This window comes from Micromonospora sp. USAFONa4 (genome assembly GCF_057197825.1).
In genome coordinates, this window is the sequence record NZ_CM170072.1 from 3,965,367 (window position 1) to 3,991,691 (window position 26,325).

The window sequence follows — 26,325 nt, forward strand, 5'->3', positions numbered from 1 at the left end:
ATGGGACACCACTTCGAGCTGCGCAAGGACGTCGAGCTGGCAGCCACGCCCGAGCAGGTGTGGGAGGCCATCGCCACCGGTCCGGGCATCGACTCCTGGTTCATGGGCCGCACCGAGGTCGAGCCGGGCGAGGGCGGCCGGACCCGCCTGACGATGGCCGGCCACGTCGAGGAGTCGACGATCACCGCGTGGGAGCCCGGCAAGCGGCTCGCCGACCGCACCGAACCGGCCCCGGACGGCACGTTCATGGCCATGGAATATCTGATCGAGGGCCGCGAGCGGGGCAGCACGACCCTGCGGCTCGTGCAGAGCGGCGTCCTCGGGGACGACTGGGAGACCGAGTACGAGGCCATGGGGATCGGCTGGGACATGTACCTCGGGACGCTGGCCGCGTACCTCGCCCACTTCCCCGGCCGGACCGCGACCCCGGTATCGGCCTTCCGCCCGGGCGTGGGCGGCGTGGACCGGGTGTGGCCGGCCGTGGCCGACGCCCTCGGCGTGGCCGGTCCGCTCGCCGAGGGGGAGCGCGTCCAGTTCACCGTCGCCGGGCTGCCGCCGATCGAGGGCGTCGTCGACCTGGCCGGCCTGCCGACCTACGTCGGTGTCCGCACCTCCGACGCGCTCTACCGGTTCCTGTACTCCGGTGCCGAGCGCGGCGACGCCCTGGTCCTCGGCCACCACGTCTTCGCGGGGCAGGACCCGGCCCCGACCGAGCGGGCCTGGCAGGACTGGCTGGCCGCCCTGCCCGTCGGCTGACCCGACGACGAGAACGCCCGGCGGACCGGCCCGGCCGGACGCCCGGTGAACGGGGGCCGATCCGGACGCCCGGCAGGCTGTGCCCGGTGGGAGCCGGGCCGGCCCCGCCGGGCGTCCGGGTGTGGTCGGGGCGTGCGGACGAGGCGCCGGAGCCGTCCCGCCGCCGGTGCCGGTGCGCGTCGATTACGAGATCACCCGCGCCGGGCCGTACCCTGCGGCTGACAGTCGCGCTCCGACGTGGACGGGGTGTGGCCTGGGCTACATGGCCGCCTGGCGCTTGTTGCACGAGATTGGCAATTGCGGAATGCTGGCGTTAGTGGCCGGCTGCCCGGGCGCGATGATCCAGACCATCGCCGGGGCGTCCGCCCGCTCGTGACCGTGGACCGCTGCGGGCACGTCGGCCAAGATCAGGACGCCGGCCCGGGTGCGACGCCGGGCTGTCGTGCGGAGAACAGCCCCGGGAGCATGTGATGGGTACGCCTGTGTCCAAGCGCGTGGCGGCGATGGCCGTCGCCGGTGTCCTCGCCGTGGCCGGCTGTTCCTCGCCGACGACCACCTCGACGGGCGCGGCCGGCGCCGGCACGCTCATCGTGGCGACGGCGGGCGAGCCGGACGCGCTGAACCCGGTGCTGAACTACGGCGTCGACGGCGGCTCCCTGATCTTCGACGGGCTGGTCGCCCGCGACGCCCGCAACCAGCTCGTGCCGGCGCTGGCGCGCGAGCTGCCGACCGTCTCGCCCGACGGCAGGACCGTCACCGCGAAGCTGCGTGACGGCGTGCTGTTCCACGACGGCAGCCCGTTCACCGCCCAGGACGTGGTCTTCACCTACCAGGCGGTGCTGGACCCGAAGGTCGACTCCACGCTCCGCTCCGACCTGGACATGCTCGCCTCGGTCACCGCGCCCGACCCGTCGACCGTGGTGTTCACCCTGAAGTACGCCTACGCACCCTTCGCGCAGCGGCTGGCCCTCGGGATCGTGCCGGCCAAGGCGCTGACCGGGCAGGACATCAACAAGGCCGAGTTCAACCGCAAGCCGGTGGGCACCGGCCCGTACCGCGTGACGTCGTGGACCCCGGGCGACCGGCTCGTGCTCGCGGCCAACGAGAGCTGGTGGGGCGGCAAGCCCGCCAACGGCGGCGTGGTGGTGGCGTTCGTCGCCGACGACAACGTGCGCGCGCAGCGGATGCGGGCGGGGGAGTTCGACGCGGCGGAGCTTGCGCCGAAGCTGACCACCGGCTTCGACGGGCAGGCCGGCTACCGGGTGGAACGGGTGCCCACCGCCGACTACCGGGGCGTGATGCTGCCGATGGGCAACCCGGTCACCGCCGACCTCGCGGTGCGGCGGGCACTGAACGCGGCGGTGGACCGCGCGGCGATGGTCACCGGGCTGCTCGGGGGTGCCGGCGAGCCCGCGTTCGGGCCGGTCCCGCCGACGTCGGAGTTCGCCGAGCCGTCGATCGTGGGCAGGCCCGCCGCCGACCCGGCCGCCGCGACCGCCGCCCTCGACGCCGCCGGCTGGAAGCCGGGCCCGGACGGGATCCGTGCCAAGGACGGCCGGCAGGCGGCGTTCGCGCTGATGTACCCGGCCACGGACAGCCTCCGCAAGGAACTCGCCCTCGCGGTGACCGCCGACGCGAAGAAGGTCGGCATCAAGATCACCCCCGAGGGGCTGACCTGGGACGCGATCACCCCCAGGATGGGCAGCGACGCGCTCATGATGGGCTACGGCACCCCGTACGACCCGGACTTCGTCTCCTACAAGCTGTTCGGCTCCGCCTTCGCCGGCCAGGGCTTCTTCAACCCCGGCTCCTACCGGTCGCCCGTGGTGGACAAGGCGTTGCAGGACGGCCGCGCCAACGCCGATCCGGCCGCCCGCAAGGCCGCGTACGCCACGTTCCAGAAGCAGCTCGCCACCGACATGCCGTGGGTGTTCCTCACCTACCTCCAGCACACCTACGTGGTGAAGGACGCGGTCGCCGGGGTGACCCCCCGGGTGGAGCCGCACGAGCACGACGTCGCCAACAGCCTCTGGTGGAACATCCACACCTGGACGCGGAAGTCGTGACGACGCCCGCCCCGACAGCGGAGACCCCCGCCCCGGCCGCCGCGCCGCCCCCCGCGAGGACCACCGGCCGGCGCCGGCCGCGGCGGCTGGCGGGAGCCGGCAAGGTGGTCCGCCGGCGGCTGCTGGTGGCCGTGCCCATCCTCGCCGCCACCAGCGTCGGCATGTTCGCCCTCGGCGCGGCCTCGCCCATCGACCCCGCCCAGCAGTACGCGGGCGCGGCGGCGTTCACCGCCACCGAGGAGAACCTGGCGCAGATCCGCGCCAACTGGGGCGTCGACGACCCGCTGCCGGTGCAGTACCTGCGCTGGGTCGGCAACCTGCTCCAGGGCGACCTCGGCTGGTCCACCAGCCGCCACGAACCGGTTACTTCCGTGCTCGCCGCCCGCGCCGGCTGGACCCTGCTGCTCGTCGGCGCCGCCCTGGCCCTCGTCCTCGTGGCGAGCCTGCTGCTGGGCACGCTGGCCGCGTACCGGCGGGGCGGCTGGTTCGACCGGGCGCTGCGCGCCACCGCGTACGCCGTGCAGTCGATGCCGGTGTTCTGGATCGGGCTGGCCGCGATCGCCCTGTTCGCCCTCACCCTCGGGTGGCTGCCGGCGGGCGGGCTCACCGACATCACCGCCACCGGCACCGACCCCGCCGACGTGGCCCGGCACCTGATCCTGCCGGTGGGGGTGCTGGCGATCGCCCAGACGCCGTGGTTCGTGCTGTTCATCCGGGACGCCGTCGCCGACAGCCTCCGCGACGACCACGTCCTCGCCGCCCGGGCCCGGGGACTACCCGGCCGCACCGTCCTGTTCGGCCACGCCCTGCGTACCGCCCTGCTGCCGTTCCTCACCCTCGTCGGCACCCACCTGCCCGAGCTGATCGGCGGGGCCGTCCTGGTGGAGACCGTGTTCTCCCTGCCCGGCCTCGGCGCGGTGACCGTACAGGCCGCGCTGGGCAGCGACTTCCCGCTGCTGGCCGCCACGACCCTGGCCACCACCGTCGTGGTGCTGGCCGCGAACCTGGGCACCGACCTCGCCTACGCCGCCGCCGATCCCCGGGTACGCCTCGATGACTGACCTCGCCCTGCCCGCCCGGGTCCGGCGGCCGAAGCCGCGTACGGGCCGGGTCGGTGCCGCCCTCGCCTGGGCCGTGCTCGTCGGCGCGGGCCTGGCCTGCCTCCTCGCCCCCGTCCTCTGGCCGCTCGACGAGAGCGCGGTGGACCTGGCGCGTACCCGGCTGGCGCCCTCCTGGGCGGACCCGGCCGGCACCGACGACCTGGGCCGCGACGTGGCCCACCGCAGCCTCTACGGCCTGCGGGTCTCGCTGCTCGTCGGCGCGGTCGCCGCGCTCGTCGCCACCGTGATCGGCGGCCTCGTCGGCGCGGTGGCCGGCACCCTCGGCGGCTGGGTCGACCGCGTGCTGATGCGGGTGGTCGACACCATCGCGGCGCTGCCGCACCTGCTGCTGGGCATCTTCATCGTCGCGATGCTGCGCCCGAGCCTGGGCGCGGTGATCCTGTCGATCGGGTTGACGCACTGGCTTTCCACCGCCCGCATCGTCCGGTCGGAGCTGCTCAGCCTGCGCACCCGGCCGTTCATCGACGCCGCGATCTCCGGCGGCGCGAGCCGCGCCCGGGTGATCACCCGGCACCTGCTCCCGCACGTGCTGCCCCGGTTGGCGCTGGCCACCACGCTGATGGTGCCGCACGCCGTCTGGCACGAGACCGCGCTGTCCTTCCTCGGCCTGGGCCTGCCCCCGCACCTGGCCTCGATCGGCAACATGATCAACGACGGGCAGCGGTCCCTGCTCACCGGCGCCTGGTGGGCCAGCATCGTGCCCGGCCTGCTCCTCGTCGTCGTCACGCTGGCCCTGGCCGCCCTCACCGGCCGGTGGCGCGACCGCCTCGACCCGCGCGTACGAGCGGAGCTGCACCTGTGACCACCACCCGCGAGCCCACCGCCGCCCCCGCCGACACCGCCGGCAGCGCCGCCCCGACCGACACCGCCGGCAGCGCCGCCACGGGCGACGCCGTCGCCCCCGCCGGTGGAGCCGCCGACGGTCGGCCGGGCCTGTTGGAGGTCGACGGGCTGACCGTCCGCTTCCAGCTCCGCGACGCCGTCGTGCAGGCCGTCACCGACCTGCACCTGACCGTCCACCCGGGCGAACTCCTGGCGGTGGTCGGGGAGTCCGGCTGCGGCAAGTCGGTGCTCGCGCACGCCCTGCTCGGCCTGCTCCCCGGCAACGCCACCGTCACGGGTCACGCCCGCCTGCGCCCGCCCACCGGGGCGCAGGTCGACCTGGTGAACTCCTCGGAGCGACACCTCGCCCGCGCCGTACGCGGCCGCGCGGTCGGGCTGGTGCCGCAGAGCCCCGCCACCGCCCTCACCCCCGTACGGACGGGCCGGCGGCTGCTGGAGGAGACCCTGCGCGCCCACGGGCGCACCCGGCGCGAGGCGCCCGCGGCGGCCGAGCGGGTCGCCGACGACGTCGGGCTCGACCCCGCCGACCTCGACCGCTACCCCCACGAGCTCTCCGGCGGCATGGCCCAACGCCTGGCCACCGCCCTCGCCCTCGCCCCCGACCCGCCGCTGCTGCTCGCCGACGAACCCACCACGGGCCTCGACCGGCCCCTGGTCGACCACACCCTCGACCTGCTGCGCCGCCGCTGCGACGCCGGCGGCGCCGTCCTGCTCATCACCCACGACCTGGCCGCCGCCCGCCGGGTCGCCGACACGGTCGCCGTCATGTACGCGAGCCGGATCGTGGAACGGCGGCCGACGGCCGAACTCTTCGCGGCACCCGCCCACCCCTACACCGCCGGCCTGCTCGACGCCCTGCCCGAGCGGGCCTTCCGGCCGGTCCCCGGCCATCCGCCGATGCTCACCGACCTGCCTCCCGGCTGCGCCTTCGCCCCGCGCTGCGACCGCGCCACCGACGTCTGCCGCACCCCGCCCGCGCCCTCGGCGGGCGCCCCGGCCCGGATCGCCTGTCACCACCCGCTGACCCTCGGAGCGCCGGCATGACCAGCACCGCCGGAGCGCCGGCATGACCAGCACCGCCGGCACGACCGGTACCGCCGGAACGACCGACACCGCCGGCATGACCACCACCGCGCTCGCCGCCCACGGGGTCGCCGTCTCCTACGGCGGCCGGCGTGTCCTCGACGGCGTCGACCTGCGCGTCGCCCCCGGCGAGACGGTCGGCCTGCGGGGGCCCTCGGGCAGCGGAAAGTCCAGCCTCGCCCGGGTGCTGGCCCTGCTGCACGCCCCCGAGGCCGGGCACGTCACCCTCGACGGTCAGCGGGTGGCGGGGGCCCGGCACCGGCTGCCCGCCGCCGTCCGTACCCGCGTCGCGATCCTGTTCCAGAGCCCCCGCGCGGCCACCGACCCCCGGCTGGGCCTCGCCGACATCATCGCCGAACCGCTGCGCGCCACCGGCACGCCCGAGGCGCCGGCGCGGGCCCGCGCGGCGGAGCTGGCCGACCTCGTCGGCCTCACGCCCGACCTGCTCGCCCGCCGCCCCCACGCCGTCAGCGACGGGCAGCTGCAACGCGCCTGCCTCGCCCGCGCGCTCGTGCACCGGCCCGACTACCTGCTCTGCGACGAGGCCACCGCCATGCTCGACGCCTCCACCCAGGCGCACCTCGCGGCCGTCATCACCGACTACCAGCGGGAGCACGCCGCCGGGGTCCTGCTCATCACCCACGACCCGGCGCTGATGGCCCGCTGGGCCACCCGGGTGGTCGACCTGCCGCCCCCGCCGCAGCCCTGACCGGCCCGCTCCCCAGGGCGGCGCGCCGACGACTACGGGGTACGGCCCGACGTCGCGGCGGGACCACCGGACTCGGTGGCGTCGGCGCGGCCGGCGGCGGCGAGGAACGAGTTGTAGCGGGCCAGGTCGTCCGGCTCGCCGGTGGCCTCGGCGCGGGCGGCGGCCCGGTCGAGGCGGGCCTGCTCCCGCCGGTCGGCGCGGATCCACTGGCGGACCAGCACGACCAGGACGATCGCGGCGGGGATCTCCCCGAACGCCCAGGCGATGCCCGCGCCCAGCCGCTGGTCCTCCAGCAGCGACGACGCCCAGTCGGGGTGGACGGCGACGTACCAGTCCGGGGCGATGAGGCTGGTGGTCTGCATCAGCACGAGGCCGAAGAAGCCGTGCGCCATCATCGCCGCGAGGTGGATGATCACCAGGATGGGGTGGGGGAGCCTCGGTCGGCCCGGGTCGACCCCGATGAGCACCCAGAACAGCAGGTATCCGGCGACCACGAAGTGCGTGAGCATGGCCAGGTGGCCGAGGTGGGAGCGCATCAGCGTGCCGAGCAGGTCGCTGAGGTAGAGGCCGAAGAGGCTGCCGGCGTAGATGCCCAGTGCGACCAGGGGATGGGTGAGCAGCCTCGCGGGCCGGCTGTGCAGCGCCAGCAGCAGCCACTCCCGGGCACCACGGACCTGCGGATCGGCGGGGCGACGCAGGGCGCGCAGCGCGAGGGTGACCGGGGCGCCGCCGACGAGCAGGATCGGCACCAGCATCGACAGCACCATGTGCTGCACCATGTGGGCGCTGAACAGCACGTACGCGTAGCGGGCCACGCCCAGGTTGGTGACGGCGGCCAGCAGCAGCAGGCCGGCCGACCAGCTCGCGGTCCGGGCCAGCGGCCAGCGGTGCCCGGCCCGGTGCAGCCGCCACACCCCGGCCAGGTAGCCGCCGATGCCGAGGACGGTGAGGGTCAGGAAGAACATGTCCGGCAGCGGCTGGCCCACCAGGCGTTCCGGGGTCGGCGCGGCGGGCATCGGGAAGCCGAGCAGCTCGGTGATCGGATCGGCGTCGAGCGGGTCCTGCGTCACCGGGGTGGGGCTGCGGGACAACGCCACCGCCAGCCCGACGGTGGCGGCGAACACGACCACCTCGCCGGCGGCCAGCCGGGCGAACGCGCCGCGTCGACCCGCGCGCAGGGCCGGCAGGGTCCGCGACCGGTGCACGGCGCCCAGGGTGCCCAGGACCGCCAGGGCGACGAGCTTGCCGAGGACCAGCCAGCCGTACCGGGACTGCCAGAGCTGGGCCACGTCGCCGAGGCGTACGGCCGCGTTGGCCGATCCGCTCACCGCGACGGCCACGAAGCAGCCCAGGGCGAGGCGGCCGTACCGGTGGGCGGCGTCGGCGAGCTGCCGGCTGCGGCGGACCATCAGCAGCGCCACCAGCCCGCCGACCCAGAGGGCGGCGGCCAGCACGTGCAGGGCGAGGCTGGACACCGCGATCTGGTGGTTGCCCGCCCCGGCGGCGTGCCCGGTGAACGCCGGCGGCAGCACCCCGACCAGCGCGACCAGCGCCGTCACGGCGGCGAGCCCGCGCGACACGCCCGTCCGGGCCAGCACCGCCACCGCCAGCGCCAGCCCCGCCTGGAGCAGCAGCGCCTGCCCCTGCGAGATCGAGGTGGCGAAGCTGACCACGGTGGGGACGCCGAGCCCGTCCACGGGGACGCCGAGCAGGTCCGAGACCGTCAGCACGATCAGCGTCACCGCGGCCACCGCCCAGCCCGCCGCCGCCGTGCCCGCGCGGCGCAGCAGCAGCCAGCCGTACGCCGAGACGCTCCGCCCGTCGCCGGGCAGGAGGAAGGCCGCCGTTACCAGCATCCCGACCGTCAGGGTGGCGAGGCCGTCGGCGAGCAGCCGGACCACGGGCAGCGCCCACGCCGTGACCGGCCCCGGGTCCGGCAGCCCGGGGATCGCGACCGCGAGCGCGTCGCCGGCCCGCAGGCCGAGCAGGAGTACGGCCACCGCCGACGCCACGGCCGCGACGGGTACGAGCCATGCGCCACGCCCCCGGGAGGCGGGACGGACGCCGGCGCCGGGCGGGCCCGCGACCGGCCCGGGGTCACCGGCCGCCGTCGTCGCCACGGAGTCGGCGCCCGGGCCCCGGGCGGGCTGGGCGGGGCGGGAGGTGGTGTCTGGCACGTCGGTGTCCCTTGGGTTCGGGGAGGGCGGCGGCTCGCGTCCGGGGTGGCCCGGGCGCGGCGCCGGAAGGGTTGGGGTCGGGTGCTGCCGGTCAGCGGGTCTCGCGGCGCCGGCGCAGCAGCAGTACGGTCCCGCCGAGGACGGCCACCAGGACCCCGACGGCCAGCAGCACGCCGCCCGTCCGGAGGCCGCCGGAGCCGGTCGCGGCGGCGGGGTCGACCGACCCGGCGGCCGGCGAGGCGGCGGCAGCGGTCGGCGGCGTGGCGGCGGCGGACGGGGCCGCGGCAGCGGTCGGCGCGGCGGCGGCAGACGCGGCGGCGGCCGGCGGATCGGCGACCGCCCCCGTCGCCGTGCTCGCCCCGCCGGCGGCGACGGTGAACCGGTACGACCCCTGCACCGGATGCCCGTCGGCGGAGACGATCCGGTAGGCGACGGTGTAGGTGCCCTCGCCCAGCGTCTCGTCGACGGTCACCGTGCCCTTCGTCCCCTCGACGGTGGGCCCACCGGTGGGGATCTTCCGTCGGGCGGCATCGGTCAGCGCGATGGTGGTGAAGGTCGGGTCGAGCCGCTGCGCGAACTCCAGCGTGACCCGCGTCGGCGGCGTCGTCAGGCGCTCGCCGTCGGCGGGGCTGGCGGCCCGCAGCGTGTTGTGCGCGGCGGCGGGGGCGGCCGGTACGAGCAGCAGCGCGGCGGCGGCCAGCGCGGCGGCGACGAGGGCCGCGACGGTCGGGCGGCGGGACGGGGTGTGCATGTCTGGCGCTTCTCCTGGTTGGTGGTGGTCGGCCGGTCAGGCCGCGCGGCGGTCGGAGACGCGGGCGGAGCCGGGATACGGCGACGGGAGCAGCCGCAGCCCCGGCGACTCCGTGGGCTCGTCGGCGGGCAGGCTCCAGCGGGGTTCGTCCGGGCGGCCGCGCCGCGCCGGGCCGTCGGGGCGCAGCCCCGGGCGGGACAGGGCGACGACGATGACGTAGCCCGCGAGCAGGAAGCCGTGGCTGACCAGCCGGGCGGTGTCCACCCAGCCGGTCAGCAGGTCGTTGACCGACAGGAGCGCCAGCATGCCGACGAAGGCGCTCAACATCGGCACCAGTCCGGTCGGCGGGGTGCGCCGGGCGGCCACGAAGAGGAAGCCCGCGCCCACGGCGACGTTCCACGCCGCCGACTCGTGCCACAGGTGTCCCGACATCAGCCCGCCGGCCGCCGCGTGCGCCTGGGCGTGGGCGCTCGCCGTGCCGCGTCCGATCTGCGCCAGGCCCAGCACGAGTTGCAGCGCCCCGACCAGGCCCAGGACCGCCCGCAGGGTGAGCACGACCCGTTCCCGCCGGCGGCGCGGAGCCGGGGCGGGCAGCGCGCCGAGGATGACGTCGGTGCGGTCGTCACCGGCGACGGCGACCGACAGCCGCGCCCGGCGGGTCACCGCCGTGGCCCGGTCGTACCACGTCCGGCAGCCGGCGCAGCCGGCCAGGTGGGCCGCCACGGCTGTCCGCTCGGCGGCGGTCTCCTCCCCGTCCAACTGCGCCGACAGCACCTCACGCCACTGCTCACACCCCATGTACCGGTAGTCGTCCCGGACCCGTCGTTGGTTCCCACGCAGTTTCGTGGGCCGTCGCCTTCCCGCAGGTCAGCGTGGGCGGGCGGGTCAGCCGGTGGCGTCGTCGCCCCGGCCCGCGTCCGGCTCCGACCAGCCGTGGGCGGCGGCGACCAGATCCTCCCGGGCCCGGGCCACCCGGGAGCGGATGGTGCCCACCGGGCAGCCGCACACCTCCGCGGCCTCGGCGTAGGAGAGGCCCAGCACCTGGGTGGCGACGAACGCCTCCCGCCGGTCCCTCGGCAACGCCGCGATGAGGCGTTCGAGCACGACCTGCCGGTCGAAGCCGCTGCGCGCCGGGTCGGGGGCGTCGTAACCGTCGGGCATCGGCACCGTGCGCGGCCGTGACGTGACGGTACGGACGTGGTCCGCCGCGACCCGGCGGGCGATGGCGAGCAGCCACGTCCGCGTCGAGGAGCGTCCGGCGTACGACGGCAGCGACCGCATCGCCCGCAGGAAGGTCTCCTGGGTCAGGTCGTCGGCCTCGCGGGGCGTGACCAGCGCGGCGAGGAAGCGGCGGACCTGCTGCTGCGTCGCCCGGACGAAGCAGGCGGCGGCCGTCGGGTCACCCCGGCCGGCGGCCAGCGCCCACGCGGTCAGCTCCGCGTCGTCAGCCATCCGGCACCTCCGTGTCGGGCCACCGGAGGGCGGGTGCCCGACGGTGATCACGACGGGTCGTAGTAGTGACTGGCCGGTAGCGTACCGCAAGCGGCCCGGTGACGGCCCTCCCCGACGCCCGCCTCCGGGTGCCACCGCGCCCGTCGCCGGGGGCGGCTGTCTAGCATGGACGGCCCCGCCCGACCGTCGAAGCAGGCAGCCCATGACCGCCACGGTTTTCGAGAACGCCCGGATCCACACCCTCGACCCCGCCCGTCCGCACGCCGAGGCGATGCTGGTGCGCGGCGAGCGCATCGTCGCCGTCGGGGACCTAGACGAGTGCCGCGACCGCGCCGGCGCCGGCGCGCGCCGGGTCGACCTCGGCGGGATGGCGGTGCTGCCCGGCCTGATCGACAGCCACCTGCACTCGGCGCTCTACGTGCGCGGATTGGAGCAGGTGGACCTGCGCGGCACCACCAGCCTCGACGAGGCGCTGGCGCGGATCGCCCGGCACGCCGCCACCCTGCCGCCCGACGCCTGGCTCTTCGGCGGGCGCTGGGACAGCCACAAGTGGGACCGCCCGGTGCAGCCGACCCGGGCCGACCTGGACCGCGTCTGCCCGGACCGGCCCGCCGTGCTGCCCACCATCGACGGGCACACCACCTGGGTCAACACCGCCGCCCTCCGGCGACTCGGCATCGACGCCGGCACCCCCGATCCGATCGGCGGGCAGATCGTCCGCGACGAACGCGGCGAGCCGACCGGCATCCTGCGGGAGGCGGCCGGCGACGCGGCGTACGACGTCATGCGCACCTCGCTCAGCGGTGACCTGGTCGCGCAACTGCGTACCCACCTGCCCCGGCTGCTCTCCGTCGGCCTGACCAGCATCCACGACATCGACGGGCAGGACTGCCGGGCCGCCTACGAGACCCTGTACGCCCGGGGCGAGCTGCCGCTGCGGGTGCACAAGTCGATCCCGTCGACCGCGCTGGACGAGGTGATCGACCTGGGCTGGGCGACAGGCGACGGGGACCGCTGGCTGAGCACCGGCCCGGTCAAGATCTTCACCGACGGGGCGCTCGGCTCGCACACCTGCCTGATGACCGAGCCGTACGACGGCGAACCCGGCAACCACGGCATCGCCGTCACCCCGGCGGAGGAGTTCGGGCGGCTGGTGGCGAAGGCGGCCGGGGCCGGCATCGCCGTCGCGGCGCACGCCATCGGCGACGCGGCGAACGGGATGGTGCTGCGGGCGTACGCCGACTGGCAGGAGTCGGCGCGCACCAACCCGACGGCGGTACGGCGGCTGCGGCACCGGATCGAGCACACCCAGCACCTGCGCCCGGCGGACGTGCCGCTGCTGGCCCGGCTGGGCGTGATCGCCTCGATGCAGCCCACCCACTGCACCAGCGACATCCCCCTGACCAGCCGGATGCTCGCCGGCCGGGACCTCGCCTCGTACGCCTGGCGCAGCCTGCTGGACGCCGGCGCGACGGTGGCCTTCGGCTCGGACGCCCCGGTGGAGGACCCGGATCCGTTCTTCGGCATCCACGCCGCGGTGACCCGGCAGCAGCCCGACGGCACCCCGCCCGGCGGCGTGGACCCGCACGAGCGGGTCGATCTCGACACGGCGCTGCGCTGCTTCACCGAGGCGGGCGCGTACGCCTCCTACGAGGAGCACCTGAAGGGGCGGCTGACCCCGGGGATGCTCGCGGACTTCATCGCGCTGCCCACCGACCCGTACCGGGTCGAGCCGGCGGCCCTGCGCGACCTCACGGTGGCGCTCACCGTGGTCGGCGGGGTCGTGCGCTGGCAGCGCTGACGGGGCCGGACGCTTCCCCGCCGACCGGGCCGCTCCCGCAGGCCGGGGGCGGCGGTCAGGCGGGTCGCTCGGGCGGCAGGTCGACCACCAGTGCCGGGCCGGCCCGGCGGCCGCCGCCGGGGCGTCGGGTCAGCGCGGCCACGGCGTCCTCGGCACGCGGGGACCGCAGCGCCGCCTCGGTCGGCTGGCGCGGCCCGGCGGCCGGGGCGACCGCCAGCCGCCGGGTGCCGGCCGGCGCCTCCGCCACGCTCGTCGCCGTCCCGGTCAGGCCGAGCGGGCCGGCGTCGGGCAGGTCCGCGGGACGGGTCCCGTCCCCGGCGTGCGCGGTGGCGTCCGGGCCGCCGCAGCGCAGCAGGGTGACGCGCCCCTCGGGGGAGACCTCCACCAGGGTGGCGGCGAGGTAGCCGCCCGGGGCGATGCCCCGCACGAGGTCGTCGAGGGCCCCGGCGATCCGTGGCAGCGATCCGCCGCCGCGCAGGGCCTCGTCGCGGAAGGCCGACTCCAGCGCCCGGGTGTGCTCCGGGCGGGCCAGGGTGGCGCCGTGCGCCACGCCGAGGAGGACGCGCAGGCCGCCCCGGCGCAGCGGTACCGCCGCGGCGACCTCCCCGGGGGCGCGGCAGACGGCCAGCGCGGCGCGTCCGGTGCCGGCGGGCATGGTGAACACGGCGACGTCGCGGGGCGCGGGCACGCGGGCGACGGCCCGCGTCTCGCGGCGTCGCCTGGCCCAGGCCAGCAGCGGTACGGCGGCCAGGCTCGCCACGGAGGCGCCGAGCGCCCACGGATCGGCGCGGTGCCCGGGTACGACGGGAACGACCACGGACGCCGCCAGCAGGACGGCCGCCCAGGCGGAGATCAGCGCCGCCACCCGGGGGCGCGTGGACACGCCGAGCAGCCCCGGAAGCAGCACCCAGCCGAGCGGCGTGCTCACCTCGGCCACACCCATCACGAGGGCGTTGCCCGTGGCCCCGGCGAGAGCCGTCCGGGTCGACACCAGCACCCCACTCCGCATCGCCCCACCCATCCGTCGCCCTCGACTTCCGGCGCCGTCGCGTCGCGCCCGGGTGCGCGTCGTCGCCCTGCTCGCCGGGTCGCCAAGGGTATCCGCAAGGTGGGCGATCGCCTCCTGATCATGATAGGCAGGAGGGGCGCGGGCGACGAGGCCGCTGCATCGGCCCCCGTGGACCTCCCGACGGGAAGCCGACGGCCGGTCGTTCGCGTCGCCGGCGGGCACGGGCACGCCGGCGGCACCGTATCGCCGATATGCAGATTCGCTCCTTACCGGTTAGGGTTGGCTAACCGGCTGTCGAACTCTGGGGAGGGTATGTGCTGGTTCTGGTGGCGGTCCACGCACTCGCAGCCGTGATCGCCCCGGGACTGATACGTATCTGGGGCCGAAAAGGGCTCTACCTGGTGGCCCTGGCCCCCGCGGCGACCCTGGTCTGGGCGCTGACCCGCACCGGGACGGTCCGCTCCGGCGCCCCGGTCGTCGAGACTGTCACCTGGGTTCCCCAGCTCGGCCTGGAGATCGCCCTGCGGATGGGCACCCTGGCCTGGCTGATGGTGGTGCTCGTCGGCGGGGTCGGGGCGCTGGTGCTCGCCTACAGCGCCCGCTACTTCCGCTCCGACGACCCGGGCCTGGGCCGCTTCGCGGCCGTCTTCGTCGCGTTCGCCGGGGCGATGCTCGGCCTGGTGGTCTCCGACGACCTGCTGCTGCTGTACGTGTTCTGGGAGCTGACGACCGTCCTCTCCTACCTGCTGATCGGCAGCGACCCCACCAAGCGGGCCAGCCGGCGCGCGGCCATGCAGGCGCTGCTGGTGACCACCCTGGGCGGCCTGGCGATGCTCGCCGGGTTCGTCATGCTCGGCCAGCACGCCGGCACGTACCGCTGGTCGCAGATCGCCACCGACCTGCCCGGCGGCGGCTACCTGGCCGTGGCCCTGGTGCTGATCCTGCTCGGCGCGTTGAGCAAGTCGGCGATCTTTCCCTTCAGCTTCTGGCTGCCCGGCGCGATGGCCGCGCCCACCCCGGTCAGCGCCTACCTGCACGCTGCGGCGATGGTCAAAGCGGGTGTGTTCCTCGTCGCGCTGATGGGGCCGGCCGTGGTCGGGGTCGCACCGTGGCGGCCGATCCTGCTCGTCGGTGGGCTGATCACGTTGTTCCTCGGCGGCTGGGCGGCGCTGCGACAGGTCGACCTGAAGCTGCTGCTGGCCTACGGCACGGTCAGCCAGCTCGGCCTGCTGATGGTGGTCCTCGGCGCCGGCACCCGCGACACCGCGCTGGCCGGCGCGGCGATGGTGCTGGCCCACGCGCTGTTCAAGTCCACTTTGTTCCTCGTCGTCGGGGTCGTCGACCACGTAGCCGGCACCCGTGACCTGCGCGAACTCAGCGGCCTCGGGCGGCGGGCGCCGGCGCTCGCGGTGGTGGCGGGCCTCGCGGCGGCCTCCATGGCCGGCCTCCCGCCGCTGGCCGGATTCGTCGCCAAGGAGGCGGCGGTCGAGGCGTTCCTGCACGGCGGCACCGCCGACCTGGTGGTGCTCGCCGGCCTGGTGCTCGGCTCGGCGCTGACCGTGGCGTACACGCTGCGTTTCGTCTGGGGCGCGTTCGCGACCAAAGGCGACGTGCCCGCCACCGAGGCCCGGCCGGTCGGGTGGTCCTTCCTCGCGCCGGCCGTCGTGCTCGCCGCCGCCGGCCTGGCGGTGGGGCTCTTCGCGCCCGCCGTCGACAAGGTCCTCGCCCCGTACGCGGACCTGTACGAGAGTGCCGAGCCCGGCTACCACCTCGCGCTGTGGCACGGACCGACCCTGGCGCTGGGCCTGTCGGCGCTGGCGGTCGCCGGCGGCGTGGGGCTGTTCCTCCTGCGGCACCGGGGGCGGCTGGGCGCGTCGGTCCGACTGCCCTTCGACGGGGCCGCGGTCTACGACCGGCTCATCGGCGGGGTGGACCGGCTTGCGGTGGAGCTGACCGGCGCCACCCAGCGTGGCTCCCTCCCCTTCTACCTCGGCGTCATCCTGCTGGTGATGATCACCTTGCCGGGTGGGGCGCTGCTGGCCGGGGCGCCCTGGCCGCAGCGGTTCCAACTGTGGGACACCCCGTTGCAGGCCGTCGCCGCCGCGGTGGTGATCGTGGCCGCCGTGGCCGCCGCCCGCGCCCGGCGCCGACTGACCGCGATGATCCTCGTCGGCGTCGCCGGCTACGGCACCGCGCTGCTGTTCATCCTGCACGGCGCCCCGGACCTGGCCCTGACCCAGTTCCTGGTGGAGACCGTCACGATCGTCATGTTCGTGCTGGTCCTGCGCCACCTCCCCGCCAAGTTCTCCGAGCGGCCCATCCGGTCCAGCCGGCGCGGTCGCATCGCGCTCGGCGTCGCCGTGGGCGTGGTCACCGCCGGCATGGCGTACGTCGCGGCGGGAGCCCGGATCGCCACCCCGATCTCCGTCGACTTCCCCGACGAGGCCGTCTCCTACGGCGGCGGCAAGAACATCGTCAACGTGACCCTTGTCGACATCCGGGCCTGGGACACCATGGGCGAGATCGCCGTGCTGGTGGTGGCCGCCACCGGCGTGGCCAGCCTCATCTTCCGCCACTCCCGGGACCTCGACCTGCGCAGGGGCATCCCCGGCGTCGGCCGTACCGAGTCGGCGCGGCCCCGCTGGCTCACCACCGGCGCCACCACCCGCCAGCAGTCGGTCATCCTCCAGGTCGTCACCCGGCTGCTGTTCCACGCCATCGTGCTCTTCTCGATATACCTGCTCTTCTCCGGGCACAACGCCCCCGGCGGCGGCTTCGCCGCCGGACTGGTGGCCGGGCTCGCGCTGGCCGTGCGCTACCTCGCGGGCGGACGCACCGAACTCAACGGGGCCGCCCCGGTCGACGCCGGCGCGGTGCTCGGCGCCGGGCTGTTCGTCGCGGTCGGCACGGGCGTCGCCGCGATGCTGCTGGGCGGGGAGTTCCTCCAGAGCGCCCTGCTGGACCTGCACCTGCCGGTCCTCGGCCACGTCCACTTCGTCACGTCGGTCTTCTTCGACGTCGGCGTCTACCTCATCGTGGTCGGCCTGGTCCTCGACATCCTGCGCAGCCTGGGCGCGGAGATGGACCGGCAGCAGGAGACCGACCAACGCGAGACCGAACAGGCCGACGACCGGACGAAGGAGCTGGTGTGAACCCGAACCTGACCTACGTCCTAGTGGTCGGCGTCCTCTTCGCCGCCGGGGTGACGCTGCTGCTGGAGCGCAGCCTGACGCGGGTGCTGATGGGCGTCATCCTGCTCGGCAACGGCGCCAACCTCCTGCTGCTCACCGGCGGCAAGGCCGGCGGACCGCCGATCGTCGGCACCACCGCCGAGGGGGACATGAGCGACCCGCTGCCCCAGGCCATGGTGCTGACGGCGATCGTCATCACCCTCGGCATGACCGCGTTCCTGCTCGCCCTTGCGTACCGCAGCTGGCACCTCAACGGGCACGACGAGGTGCAGGACGACGTCGAGGACCGCCGCATCATGGAGCTGGCCGACCGGGACGAGGGACCGGGCACCGCCGACAACGACGCCGGAGACGGTGACGGTGACGGTGACGTCGCCCTGGTCACCGTGCCCGCCGACGACACCACGGCCAGCCCGGCCGGGGACGCGGGGAGGGGCTGATGACCTGGCTCGTACCCCTGCCGGTGGTGATGCCGCTGCTCGGCGCGGCCCTGACGCTGCTGCTCGTCGGCCGGCCCCGCGCCCAGCGCTGGGTCAGCCTCACGGTCCTCGCCGCCACCGTCGCCGTGGCGGCCACGCTGCTGGTCCGCTCCTCCGTGGACGGGCCGCTGGTCGTCGAGGTCGGCGGCTGGGTGGCGCCGCTGGGCATCGTCCTGGTCGCCGACCAGCTCGCCGCGCTGATGCTCGTCGTCTCCGCCGCCGTCACCCTCTGCGTGCTCGTCTACTCGATCGGGCAGGGCACGGCCGACGGCAACGAGGAGACGCCGCTGTCGGTCTACCACCCGACCTACCTCGTGCTGACCGCCGGCGTGTGCAACGCGTTCCTCTCCGGCGACCTGTTCAACCTCTACGTCGGCTTCGAGATCCTGCTGGTCGCCAGCTACGTGCTGCTGACCCTGGGCAGCACGGAGACCCGGATCCGGGCCGGCACCACGTACGTCGTGGTCAGCCTGCTCTCGTCGCTGATCTTCCTGGTCGCGATCGGCCTGGTCTACGCGGCGACCGGCACGCTCAACCTGGCCCAGCTCGTGGACCGGCTCGACGCGCTGCCGGACGACATCCGGCTGGTGCTGCAGGGCATGCTGCTGCTGGCCTTCGGCATCAAGGCGGCCGTGTTCCCGCTGTCGGCCTGGCTGCCGGACAGCTACCCGACCGCCCCGGCCCCGGTCACCGCGGTCTTCGCCGGCCTGCTCACCAAGGTCGGCGTGTACGCGATCATCCGCACCGAGACGCTGCTGTTCCCCGGCGGGCGCACCGCCGACCTGCTGCTGGTGGTGGCGGCGCTGACGATGGTGGTGGGCATCCTCGGCGCGGTCGCCCAGTCCGACGTCAAACGGCTGCTGTCGTTCACCCTCATCAGCCACATCGGCTACATGCTCTTCGGCGTCGGCCTGAGCACCTCCCTCGGGCTGTCCGCGGCGATCTTCTACGTGGTGCACCACATCACCATCCAGACCACGCTGTTCCTCGCCGCCGGCCTCGTCGAACGCCGCGGCGGGAGCACCGCCCTGGACCGCCTCGGCGGGCTGGCCCGACTCTCGCCGCTGCTGGCCGTGCTGTTCTTCCTGCCCGCGCTCAACCTCGCCGGCATCCCACCGTTCTCCGGCTTCCTCGGCAAGCTCGGCCTCGTCCAGGCCGGCGTGGACGACGGCGGCCCGCTGGCCTGGACGCTCGTCGTCGGCGGGCTGCTCACCAGCCTGCTCACCCTCTACGCCATCGCCCGGGTGTGGAACCTGGCCTTCTGGCGTGCCCCGCACCCGGACATGCCGGACGTCGGCGACGCCGTGCGGGCCGCCCGCACCGACGGTGCCGAGCAGCCGCACAAGGCACCGACCCCCGAGGCGTCGGGCGCGGTGCTGCCCCGGCTGATGATCGGGTCGACCGCCGCCCTGGTGGTGCTCGGCCTGGCGCTGACCGTGGTGGCCGGTCCGCTGTTCGACATCAGCACCGACGCGGCCGACGACCTGCTGCGCCGGACCCCGTACGTCGAGGCCGTGTTTCCGGACGGTGCCCCGTGACCAGTGACCCGATGAGCCCGCCGAAGCCCGTCGCGCCGGCGAACCCGCCACTGACCCGCGCGGCCCGACGGCGCAACCGGATCGTCGCCGTGACCGGGCTGACCGGCGTCTGGATGCTGCTGTGGGGCACCCTCTCCTGGGCCAACCTGCTCAGCGGGCTGGTGCTCTCCGTCGTGCTGCTGGCGGTCTTCCCGCTGCCGCCGGTGACCTTCGCCGGACGGATCCGCCCCGTGCCGCTCGCGCGGTTCTGGGTGCGCTTCCTGCGGGACCTCGTGGTCGCCTCCGCCCAGATCGCCTGGCTGGCGTTGTCCGGCAAACCCCCGCTCAGCGCGATCATCGCCGTGCAGTTGCGGGTCAACACCGACCTCAACCTCACGCTCACCGCGGAGGCGCTGTCGCTGGTGCCCGGCAGCCTCATCATCGAGGCCGACCGGACGACCGGCACCCTCTACGTGCACGTCATCGGCGTCCGCAGCCGCGAGGAGGTCGAGCGGTTCCGGCAGGGCGTGCTGGACCTCGAAGCGCGCATCGTCGCCGCCATCGGCTCGCCCGACGAACTGCGCCGCGTGACGCAAACCCACGCCGCCGGCCCGTCGGAGCCGGCCCACCCGGAAGGGGCACCCAGATGACCGTCGTCGCCGTGACCGTCGCCGCGCTGCTCGCCGTGGCCGTCGGGCTGACCCTCGTCCGCATCATCCGCGGACCGTCCATCCTCGACCGCGCCGTCGCCACCGACGTCCTGCTCGCCGTCGTCGTCGCCGCCATCGCCACCGAGGCCGCCTACAGCCGCGACGCCACCGCGCTGCCCGTGCTGGTCGTCCTCGCCATCCTCGGATTCGTCGGCTCGGTCAGCGTCGCCCGGTTCGCCGCCCGGAGGAACGACAAGTGACGCTCGACGCCGTCCTCGACGTCGCCGCCGGCGTCTGCCTGATCGCCGGCGCGCTGCTCTGCGTCGCCGCCGGGGCGGCTCTGCTGCGCTTCCCCGACCTGCTCGCCCGGATGCACGCGGCGGCCAAGCCCCAGGTGCTCGGCCTGCTGCTCGTCCTGCTCGGCTGCGCGCTGCGCCTGCGTACGGGGGTGGACATCACCACCCTCGTGCTCGTCGGCGCCTTCCAGCTCGCCACCGCACCCGTCGCGGCGCACATGGTGGGCCGGGCCGGCTACCCGCACGACGAGATCCGCCGCGACCTGCTGATCACCGACGAACTCGCGCCCCACCTGGACCGCATCAGCTCCGGCCGCTCCTGACCGGCCGCTCCTGACCGGCCGCTCCTGACCGGCGGGGCCGCGGCGGCACTCCCGTCGACGCGCGGACGGCACGGGAGTCGATCGACGCGTCCGCCGCTCGACGCCGTCTGACGACGACGCCCGCGCGGCGACGGCCCGTCACGATCGGCGTCCGACCGGACATGGAGTGGACGTGAGCGCCGGCAGCGGCTGGGCGAGCGGCTGCGACAGGGGCTCACGGCCGCGATCGCCGCCGACCCCGGCAGTGAGGTGCCGGCACGGCTCACCGTCCAGGCCGCGCTGGTCGCCGCCGGCAACCCGCCGCCCGCGTACGCCCAGGGGTTGGGCTGCGACTGAGCGCCCCGACCGTCTCCCCGCCGGCACTCGCGCAGCGTGAGTGCCGGCGTCGAGGGTCCATTGCAGGCTGCGGTGCGGGGTCCACTGCCTGTCGCGGCGGCGCTGGGGCTTCAGGAGAGCGCTGCCGTCGGCGCTACGCCCGGACCCGCGAGGCGGAGATGACACGTGCCGAGCCGGCGCAGTCCGGCCCGCAGGGTTACCTCCGCGGGTGCGATTCCGCTCGATCAGCCATCAAGCAAGATCTTCCGGGACACACAGCCGCGTCCGGTGACTGACCAGCGTCGCCAGCTCGACCACCGAGCCGTTTGGACGGCTGGTCTCTAGGACGCCTGGCGGACGGGCATGTCGGCCCGCCAGACGTCGGCCAGGTCGTCGAGCGGGACGTCGAGGGCCTGGCTGAGGCCGACCACGGTGCCGAACGCCGGTGCGGGAAGGCGGCCCGCCTCGATCTTGCGCAGCGTCTCGGGGGAGATGCCGGCTGCCAAAGCCACCTCGACGAGGCTGCGGCCCGCCCGCGCGGCCCGGAGGGCGGCTCCGAGGCGCTGGCCCGCTGCGATCTGTTCGGCGGTGAGTGGTTGGCGAACCATGCCAGCAGGATACCCCCGGAGCGTCCCGACCTGGCGTGGTATAAAAATACCGCACAGGGGAGAGGGAGGCTGTCGTGATCGAGCTCAAGTCCGCCGAGGAGATCGACCGGATGGCGGTGACCGGCCAGTTCGTCGGCGAACTGCTCGCCGAGCTGCGGGACGTCGCCGGGGTCGGCGTCAACCTGATGGACCTCGAACACCACGCCCGCCGCCGGATCAAGGAACGCGGCGCCGAGTCCTGCTACTGGGACTACGCCCCTTCGTTCGGCCGCGGCCCGTTCCGCAACGTGCTGTGTCTGTCGGTCAACGACGCGGTGCTGCACGGCCTGCCGCACGACTACGTCCTGCGCGACGGCGACCTGCTCAGCATCGACATGGCCGTCGGCATCGACGGCTGGGTCGCCGACTCCGCGCTCTCCGTCGTCGTCGGCACCCCAGAGCCGGACGACCTGAAACTGATCGAGGCCACCGAGGTCGCACTGGAGGCCGCCATCACCGCCGCCCAGCCCGGCGGCCGCCTCGGCGACATCTCCGCCGCGATCGGCGAGGTCGCCCGCTCCTACGGCTACGGCGTCAACGCCGAGTTCGGTGGCCACGGCATCGGCCGCACCATGCACGAGGCCCCGCACGTGTCCAACGACGGCCGCCCCCGCCGCGGCCTGAAGCTCAACCCCGGCCTCACCATCGCCATCGAGCCCTGGTTCTGCCGCTCCACCGACAAAATCAAGTTCGACAAGGACGGCTGGACGATCCGCTCCGCCGACGGCTCCCGCACCGCCCACTCCGAGCACACCGTCGCCATCACGGCTTCCGGTCCTCAGGTCCTGACCCGCCGCCCCACTCAGGGCGCCGCCTCTGCCAACCCCACCAGGAAGCCCGCCGCAGCCTCCTGACCCACTGCCTGCCTCGGGCTTGAGCGGACATCGACGGGACAGCAGGCTAGGACTGCTCCGACGGTTCTCGCGGACGACGGTCCCGCTGACGGCTCTCGCCGACGGCGGTCTCGTCGGAAGCCGAGACCTGGTCAGGATTCAGCGTGTCTGACTGTTCCGCCGCTCCGGCTGGCCGGCTGGCACCGGGTCGGGTGCCGTCTCGTCGGCCCGTCGGGGCGGCTGCCGGTCGTCGGGCGGTTGCGGCGGCGAGATCCAGGTGACCAGCACGACCGAGATGATCATCAAGAGGAACCACGACGTCAGCTTTGTCAGCGAGACCGGATGCCATCCGCCCACCTGGCTCGGGTAGAGCCAGGCGTTCGACCAGGTGGCGACGTTCTCCGCGAGCCAGATGAAGAAGGCGACGAGGAGGAAGGCCAGCAGCAGCGGCATCCGCCACCGCACCCGGAAGATGCGGAAGTGCATGACACAACGCCCGAACACGAGTGCGACGAGCGCGACGAGCAGCCACCGCAGGTCCTGCACGTAGTGGTTGGCGAAGAAGTTGAGATAGATCGCAGCCGCCACCGCGGCCGTCAGCCAGCGCTTCGGGTAGCGCGTGAAGCGCAGGTCGAACAACCGATTCACCCGGACCATGTAGGAGCCGACCGCGGCGTACATGAAGCCGCTGAACAGGGGCACCCCGCCGAGCCGGAGCACGCCGTCGGGCTCGTAGGTCCACGAACCGATGTGGGTCTTGAACAGCTCCATGAGCGTACCGACGAGGTGGAACAGGACGATCACTCGTAGCTCGCGCAGGGTCTCAAGGCGGCCGGCCACCATCGCGACCTGGATGGCGATGGCGGCGACCGTGAGGGCATCGTTGCGGGCGAACGATGCTTCGTCCGGATACCACAGGTGCGCCGCGCAGATGACCGCGAGCATGGCGGCGCCGAACACACATGCCCATGCCTGTTTGAGCCCGAAGGCCAGGAGCTCGGTCAGCCACCCGGCCGGCCCGTGACGCGGCAGCCGGGCCAGCGCGACGCGCAAGCGGGCATCGATCGCGCGTTCGGCCGTGGTGAGCGAGGCCGGTTCGACGGGGACGTGTCGCATCGCCCGAGGTTAGTGCTCCCGAAACGGCGGCATCCGCGCCGGCGGCACGCGGATGGCCCGCACGATCGCGACTGGCTGGACGACGCTGCCGCTTTCCTGCGCCGCGTGGATCCCGGGCCGCCGTGACGCGTCAGGCCAGCTCAGCCGATGCCGTCGACCGCGGCCCTGAGTGCGTTGATGGACGGGTCCCAGCTGAAGTTCAGGACGGGGAGGCCGGAAGCGCCGGCATTGCTGTCGCCACCAAGGACCACCGCCCGCGGCTTGCCGGTGCCCTGGGGGACTACGAGGTACCAGTTGCCCTTGACATTCGCGATGAACACTTCATCTACCTCCTGGTCGGACGGGTTCGGGTTGGCGACGTCTCCGACGTAGTTCTCGAAATCCACCGTCGCGCGGAAATCCGTCGGACTGCCGGTGTTCAGCCAGAGACTCGTATGCACATGCGGCCCGACGCCGTAGTCACTGCCGTGCGCCGAGGCGCCGGAGTACGCGATCGTCTGGCCTCGCGACACACGTTGACCGGTCGAGACGGCGATCCTCGACAGGTGCAGGTGCCGGGTGTAGTTGCCATCGTCGTGAGCCATCCCCACGACGCGCCCGGTCGCGGTGGAGGTGTCGGTCTTCACGTAACGGATGGTGCCGTTCGCCGCGGCCTTGACGGGAGTGCCGGTTCCGACCGCATAGTCGGTGCCCGGCTCACCCGAGGGCGGCGTCCTGTTCCGGTGGTCCCGCCACGAGCTCGAGATCCGGACGTTTCCGCACGGCCTCTGATAGCTGCCGGCAGCCTGAGCGGAGCCGGGCAGTAGAGCGAAGGCGGCCGACACCCCGGATGCCGCCAACGCGGCGCCGGTGATGAACCCCCGTCTCGAAAGTCCACGCAGATAGGCGATGCCACCGAGATCCTCGGGCCGCAGATCGCCGTGGCTGACATTCTGAGGAGGGTCAGGGCGAAGCTCCCCGCTGAGGATCATCGATGCAACTTAAGGCCACTTCCGTTGGAGGGCAAGGGTTTCCCTGCGGTCGCTTTGGGGCGTCACGCGAGCCCTCTCCGTGACGTAACCAGGCCAGGGCCTGCGACGTCGTAGGTCACGTTGCGCGTGGGTCGCTTCCAGGAGGATCGCCGGACGGACCGGGTCCTGGGGGCGGCCGGTTGCTGCGTGCTTGGGCGACGTCCCGCCACTCGCTGAGCCGACAACGGCCCGGCTGCGATACCCGCAGCGTGCCCCGGTTTTGTGGGTGGATCAGAGAGCGATCCCGAAGCGGGTGCGACTGTGGCCGGCTTGGTCAAGAACGTCGCGCTCTAACGGCGACCACCGACCCGGTGGTACGCCGTGCCATTCGGGGGCGGCGGCCAGCGGACCCGGGTGAACCGGTGCCAACGCGGGTCACCGCGACCGACCGCCTGTCGCAGACGGGGGTTCATATGCTCCGGGTGTGGTCCTGGGCTGGGAGAACGGTGGTCCGGGGAACGTGGGTGAACGTGGGTCACGCCCTGCCACCCAGGTGAACCCTCAGGTCGCTAGACTAGGCCCTCGCGCCCTCGTAGCTCAGGGGATAGAGCATCGGTTTCCTAAACCGTGTGTCGCAGGTTCGAATCCTGCCGGGGGCACCTCGAAGGTCAGCCAAAGCGCCATCTGAGCAGCGGAAGTGTTCCCACTTCGATCGGGCGACCCGTGCAGCCGGTTGTCACCTGAAGCCGCCGTTTGCAGCCGTGCGCGAAACACGTGCAAAGATCTCGGACCGCATGAGTGGGGCTGTTCGTGCAGGTCAGTGTCCCCGCCAAGGGTGAGCGATGGGATGCGCGTCTGCAGTGTCACGAACCCGTACTGACGCGTGCTCAGTGGTCGACCACGTGGGCGGCTGTTTCGCCCTGCTCGGCTGCATGGCTCGTCGAGCCAGATGACGATCTTGTTGGGGTGGCGGCGAGGAAAGCGGCCCGGGGAGCGGAATGTCGGTCGACCAGCGAACGCACCGCGGCGACGTCGTGCGTCTTGCGGACGAGCTGGTACGTCCTCCGCGCCCCGGGCAGATCGCCGACGACCGGAAGGAGTGCGCCTGGTGGTGCCTGACGAACTCCTTCCGGCGATCGGCGAGCGGTGGCTCAGCTGAAGGTGTAGCAGTACAGCTGCACGTTGGCGGTGTAGTAGTAGTCGCTGACCTTCGTGCTGCTGCTGTAGGTCGTGCGGCAGTCGAGGTAGGTGTTGAAGCCGCCCATCTGAGCCTTCCACTTGGCGTCGTTCTCCGCCGACCAGATGGCGAGCGAGGCGGAGGATCCCGAGCCGTAACCCGTGTACCAACCGACTGCGTTGGCTCCAGCGTCGGCGGACGCGGGGGCCGCACCCGTCAGCAGGGACACCGCGGTCGCGCCGGTGACGGCGGTGGCAGCGAGGATCTTTCGAATCGCGCGCATTGAAGCTCCGTTCTGTTCGAAGGGATGCCCTGAGCCTGCCACGAGAATCAACCACTGTCAATTCGGTTGTGCCTGGTGTTGACATTTTTTAAATCGTTCGCGGGACGCGAAAGCTGTTTCGAGGATGTCGTCTGCTGCCCCGGTCCAGGTAGACGGCTTGAGGCGGCGTTCCGTGCCGCGATCCGGGCGGTCACAAAGGTCGGTGAGACTGCGCCGGGCGACCGACGTGGTTGCGTAGATTGGCTCGCGGAACCAGTTCGCCCAGGGTTCGGTCACGACGAGTAGTTCGGGGTGAAGTGCGGGTGGAACTGGCGTGCTCAATGAGTCCCTGCTGGATGGCGGACTGGCGTAGCTGCCCAGCATGATGTGTGGTTCCAGTTCGGTCCTGGCCCGCCCGGTCGATGGTGCGGAGGAGGCACAAGACTCCTGGTGGCGGCGTATGCGCTGGGTCTGGCCGATGGGTCACGTCCGCTGCGGCACAAAGGTCGCTGGTGCCGTGGCGGACGTAGTCGATGGTTACTGTCCGTCAAATTGGGCCAATCCCAGAGGGCGTGACTGCGGGGCAGCGCGGACCGGTTCTTAATTGGTCGTTGGACCTGGCGCAAGATGCTGTTGTTGGCCGCGATCGAGGTGGTTATGGCGACCGGTGTGGGGGCGGGTTGCCGAGTCGCGGTCGAGCCGTCGATGGGCGTTGGACCATTTGCAGCTTGCTCTCGCCCTAATGGCTTGGAGCGTCTTCCGCGGCAGCAGGTGATCGATCCGTACGAGGCGTGCGTCGTG

The 26,325-nt window shown here is 73.7% G+C and carries 23 protein-coding genes and 1 tRNA gene; 15 read left to right on the forward strand and 9 right to left on the reverse strand.

Annotation, left to right across the window (positions count from 1 at the left end; translation table 11 throughout):
• The 6 genes from AC0OO9_RS17575 to AC0OO9_RS17600 all read left to right on the forward strand — a co-directional run bounded on the left by AC0OO9_RS17575 (window position 1) and on the right by AC0OO9_RS17600 (window position 6,578).
• Window positions 1-756 carry an SRPBCC family protein gene (locus AC0OO9_RS17575; protein WP_484511172.1) on the forward strand — a complete coding sequence of 252 codons (756 nt, stop codon included), beginning with the start codon at window positions 1-3 and terminating at the stop codon, window positions 754-756.
• 470 nt (window positions 757-1,226) lie between these two features.
• Window positions 1,227-2,822, forward strand: a complete 1,596-nt coding sequence (locus tag AC0OO9_RS17580) for an ABC transporter substrate-binding protein (RefSeq protein WP_484511173.1) — start codon at window positions 1,227-1,229, stop codon at window positions 2,820-2,822.
• Complete coding sequence (locus tag AC0OO9_RS17585) at window positions 2,819-3,883, forward strand: ABC transporter permease (protein ID WP_484511174.1); 1,065 nt, start codon at window positions 2,819-2,821, stop codon at window positions 3,881-3,883. The genes AC0OO9_RS17580 and AC0OO9_RS17585 overlap by 4 nt, the downstream gene beginning before the upstream one ends.
• Entirely contained in the window at window positions 3,876-4,745 is an 870-nt protein-coding gene (locus AC0OO9_RS17590) for an ABC transporter permease (protein WP_421457045.1), read from the forward strand. The genes AC0OO9_RS17585 and AC0OO9_RS17590 overlap by 8 nt, the downstream gene beginning before the upstream one ends.
• Entirely contained in the window at window positions 4,742-5,830 is a 1,089-nt protein-coding gene (locus tag AC0OO9_RS17595) for an ABC transporter ATP-binding protein (protein ID WP_484511175.1), read from the forward strand. The genes AC0OO9_RS17590 and AC0OO9_RS17595 overlap by 4 nt, the downstream gene beginning before the upstream one ends.
• A gap of 22 nt (window positions 5,831-5,852) precedes the next feature.
• Window positions 5,853-6,578 (forward strand): ABC transporter ATP-binding protein, encoded by a 726-nt coding sequence (locus AC0OO9_RS17600; protein WP_484511176.1) that lies wholly within the window; start codon window positions 5,853-5,855, stop codon window positions 6,576-6,578.
• A 32-nt stretch (window positions 6,579-6,610) separates the two neighbouring features.
• Here AC0OO9_RS17600 and AC0OO9_RS17605 read toward each other — a convergent pair whose 3' ends face one another.
• From AC0OO9_RS17605 to AC0OO9_RS17620, 4 genes are all read right to left on the reverse strand, one after another.
• On the reverse strand, window positions 6,611-8,755 hold the full coding sequence (locus tag AC0OO9_RS17605) for a bifunctional copper resistance protein CopD/cytochrome c oxidase assembly protein (protein WP_484511177.1): 2,145 nt from the start codon (window positions 8,753-8,755) through the stop codon (window positions 6,611-6,613).
• Between the two features lie 91 nt (window positions 8,756-8,846).
• Entirely contained in the window at window positions 8,847-9,506 is a 660-nt protein-coding gene (locus tag AC0OO9_RS17610; RefSeq protein WP_484511178.1) for a copper resistance CopC family protein, read from the reverse strand.
• Window positions 9,507-9,542: 36 nt separating this feature from the next.
• Window positions 9,543-10,304, reverse strand: a complete 762-nt coding sequence (locus tag AC0OO9_RS17615) for a zf-HC2 domain-containing protein (protein ID WP_484511179.1) — start codon at window positions 10,302-10,304, stop codon at window positions 9,543-9,545.
• 87 nt (window positions 10,305-10,391) lie between these two features.
• The gene (locus AC0OO9_RS17620) at window positions 10,392-10,958 is read right to left on the reverse strand and encodes a sigma-70 family RNA polymerase sigma factor (RefSeq protein WP_484511180.1); all 567 of its coding nucleotides are present in this window, start codon (window positions 10,956-10,958) and stop codon (window positions 10,392-10,394) included.
• Between the two features lie 202 nt (window positions 10,959-11,160).
• On the opposite strand from AC0OO9_RS17620, the gene AC0OO9_RS17625 reads away from it, so the two are divergent.
• Window positions 11,161-12,759: an amidohydrolase gene (locus tag AC0OO9_RS17625; protein WP_484511181.1), complete on the forward strand. Its 1,599-nt coding sequence runs from the start codon at window positions 11,161-11,163 to the stop codon at window positions 12,757-12,759.
• Window positions 12,760-12,814: 55 nt separating this feature from the next.
• Here the strand turns inward: AC0OO9_RS17625 and AC0OO9_RS17630 are convergent, their stop codons facing one another.
• On the reverse strand, window positions 12,815-13,768 hold the full coding sequence (locus AC0OO9_RS17630) for a hypothetical protein (RefSeq protein ID WP_484511182.1): 954 nt from the start codon (window positions 13,766-13,768) through the stop codon (window positions 12,815-12,817).
• Window positions 13,769-14,082: 314 nt separating this feature from the next.
• On the opposite strand from AC0OO9_RS17630, the gene AC0OO9_RS17635 reads away from it, so the two are divergent.
• From AC0OO9_RS17635 to mnhG, 6 genes are read left to right on the forward strand one after another with little or no spacing between them, the layout of a single operon-like run.
• Window positions 14,083-16,920, forward strand: a complete 2,838-nt coding sequence (locus AC0OO9_RS17635) for a Na+/H+ antiporter subunit A (RefSeq protein ID WP_484511183.1) — start codon at window positions 14,083-14,085, stop codon at window positions 16,918-16,920.
• Window positions 16,917-17,399: a Na(+)/H(+) antiporter subunit C gene (locus AC0OO9_RS17640; RefSeq protein ID WP_484511184.1), complete on the forward strand. Its 483-nt coding sequence runs from the start codon at window positions 16,917-16,919 to the stop codon at window positions 17,397-17,399. Before AC0OO9_RS17635 ends, AC0OO9_RS17640 begins: the two co-directional genes overlap by 4 nt.
• The gene (locus tag AC0OO9_RS17645) at window positions 17,399-18,976 is read left to right on the forward strand and encodes a Na+/H+ antiporter subunit D (protein WP_421457056.1); all 1,578 of its coding nucleotides are present in this window, start codon (window positions 17,399-17,401) and stop codon (window positions 18,974-18,976) included. The genes AC0OO9_RS17640 and AC0OO9_RS17645 overlap by 1 nt, the downstream gene beginning before the upstream one ends.
• 11 nt (window positions 18,977-18,987) lie before the next feature.
• Window positions 18,988-19,605, forward strand: coding sequence for a Na+/H+ antiporter subunit E (locus tag AC0OO9_RS17650; protein ID WP_484517975.1), 618 nt, complete (start codon window positions 18,988-18,990; stop codon window positions 19,603-19,605).
• Complete coding sequence (locus AC0OO9_RS17655) at window positions 19,602-19,865, forward strand: monovalent cation/H+ antiporter complex subunit F (RefSeq protein WP_089002241.1); 264 nt, start codon at window positions 19,602-19,604, stop codon at window positions 19,863-19,865. Before AC0OO9_RS17650 ends, AC0OO9_RS17655 begins: the two co-directional genes overlap by 4 nt.
• Window positions 19,862-20,224 (forward strand): monovalent cation/H(+) antiporter subunit G, encoded by a 363-nt coding sequence (mnhG, locus tag AC0OO9_RS17660; protein ID WP_151453966.1) that lies wholly within the window; start codon window positions 19,862-19,864, stop codon window positions 20,222-20,224. The genes AC0OO9_RS17655 and mnhG overlap by 4 nt, the downstream gene beginning before the upstream one ends.
• Before the next feature lie 656 nt (window positions 20,225-20,880).
• On the opposite strand, the gene AC0OO9_RS17665 is transcribed toward mnhG, so the two are convergent.
• A complete protein-coding gene (locus AC0OO9_RS17665; RefSeq protein WP_484511185.1) occupies window positions 20,881-21,147 on the reverse strand; it encodes a helix-turn-helix domain-containing protein in 267 nt (88 codons plus the stop codon).
• Between the two features lie 74 nt (window positions 21,148-21,221).
• Here AC0OO9_RS17665 and map point away from each other — a divergent pair, with 74 nt between their 5' ends.
• Window positions 21,222-22,040, forward strand: a complete 819-nt coding sequence (gene map, locus AC0OO9_RS17670; RefSeq protein ID WP_484511186.1) for a type I methionyl aminopeptidase — start codon at window positions 21,222-21,224, stop codon at window positions 22,038-22,040.
• Between the two features lie 138 nt (window positions 22,041-22,178).
• Here map and AC0OO9_RS17675 read toward each other — a convergent pair whose 3' ends face one another.
• Together AC0OO9_RS17675 and AC0OO9_RS17680 are read right to left on the reverse strand one after the other, a co-directional pair.
• The gene (locus AC0OO9_RS17675; protein WP_484511187.1) at window positions 22,179-23,135 is read right to left on the reverse strand and encodes a DUF817 domain-containing protein; all 957 of its coding nucleotides are present in this window, start codon (window positions 23,133-23,135) and stop codon (window positions 22,179-22,181) included.
• Between the two features lie 140 nt (window positions 23,136-23,275).
• Window positions 23,276-24,106 carry a M23 family metallopeptidase gene (locus AC0OO9_RS17680; protein WP_484511188.1) on the reverse strand — a complete coding sequence of 277 codons (831 nt, stop codon included), beginning with the start codon at window positions 24,104-24,106 and terminating at the stop codon, window positions 23,276-23,278.
• 565 nt (window positions 24,107-24,671) lie between these two features.
• Between AC0OO9_RS17680 and AC0OO9_RS17685 the strand changes: the two genes are divergently transcribed.
• Window positions 24,672-24,744: transfer RNA gene (locus AC0OO9_RS17685), tRNA-Arg, on the forward strand.
• A gap of 492 nt (window positions 24,745-25,236) precedes the next feature.
• Here the strand turns inward: AC0OO9_RS17685 and AC0OO9_RS17690 are convergent.
• Entirely contained in the window at window positions 25,237-25,545 is a 309-nt protein-coding gene (locus AC0OO9_RS17690) for a hypothetical protein (RefSeq protein WP_484511189.1), read from the reverse strand.
• Between the last annotated feature and the right edge of the window lie 780 nt (window positions 25,546-26,325).

Coding starts and splice junctions, on each gene's coding strand:
- AC0OO9_RS17650 (WP_484517975.1), top strand. CDS start 18,988: ATGAGCCCGCCGAAGCCCGTCGCGCCGGCGAACCCGCCACTGACCCGC.
- AC0OO9_RS17600 (WP_484511176.1), top strand. CDS start 5,853: ATGACCAGCACCGCCGGCACGACCGGTACCGCCGGAACGACCGACACC.
- AC0OO9_RS17590 (WP_421457045.1), top strand. CDS start 3,876: ATGACTGACCTCGCCCTGCCCGCCCGGGTCCGGCGGCCGAAGCCGCGT.
- AC0OO9_RS17580 (WP_484511173.1), top strand. CDS start 1,227: ATGGGTACGCCTGTGTCCAAGCGCGTGGCGGCGATGGCCGTCGCCGGT.
- AC0OO9_RS17615 (WP_484511179.1), bottom strand. CDS start 10,304: ATGGGGTGTGAGCAGTGGCGTGAGGTGCTGTCGGCGCAGTTGGACGGG.
- AC0OO9_RS17690 (WP_484511189.1), bottom strand. CDS start 25,545: ATGCGCGCGATTCGAAAGATCCTCGCTGCCACCGCCGTCACCGGCGCG.
- AC0OO9_RS17625 (WP_484511181.1), top strand. CDS start 11,161: ATGACCGCCACGGTTTTCGAGAACGCCCGGATCCACACCCTCGACCCC.
- AC0OO9_RS17665 (WP_484511185.1), bottom strand. CDS start 21,147: ATGGTTCGCCAACCACTCACCGCCGAACAGATCGCAGCGGGCCAGCGC.
- AC0OO9_RS17655 (WP_089002241.1), top strand. CDS start 19,602: ATGACCGTCGTCGCCGTGACCGTCGCCGCGCTGCTCGCCGTGGCCGTC.
- AC0OO9_RS17675 (WP_484511187.1), bottom strand. CDS start 23,135: ATGCGACACGTCCCCGTCGAACCGGCCTCGCTCACCACGGCCGAACGC.
- AC0OO9_RS17680 (WP_484511188.1), bottom strand. CDS start 24,106: ATGATCCTCAGCGGGGAGCTTCGCCCTGACCCTCCTCAGAATGTCAGC.
- AC0OO9_RS17645 (WP_421457056.1), top strand. CDS start 17,399: ATGACCTGGCTCGTACCCCTGCCGGTGGTGATGCCGCTGCTCGGCGCG.
- AC0OO9_RS17610 (WP_484511178.1), bottom strand. CDS start 9,506: ATGCACACCCCGTCCCGCCGCCCGACCGTCGCGGCCCTCGTCGCCGCC.
- AC0OO9_RS17620 (WP_484511180.1), bottom strand. CDS start 10,958: ATGGCTGACGACGCGGAGCTGACCGCGTGGGCGCTGGCCGCCGGCCGG.
- AC0OO9_RS17630 (WP_484511182.1), bottom strand. CDS start 13,768: ATGCGGAGTGGGGTGCTGGTGTCGACCCGGACGGCTCTCGCCGGGGCC.
- AC0OO9_RS17575 (WP_484511172.1), top strand. CDS start 1: ATGGGACACCACTTCGAGCTGCGCAAGGACGTCGAGCTGGCAGCCACG.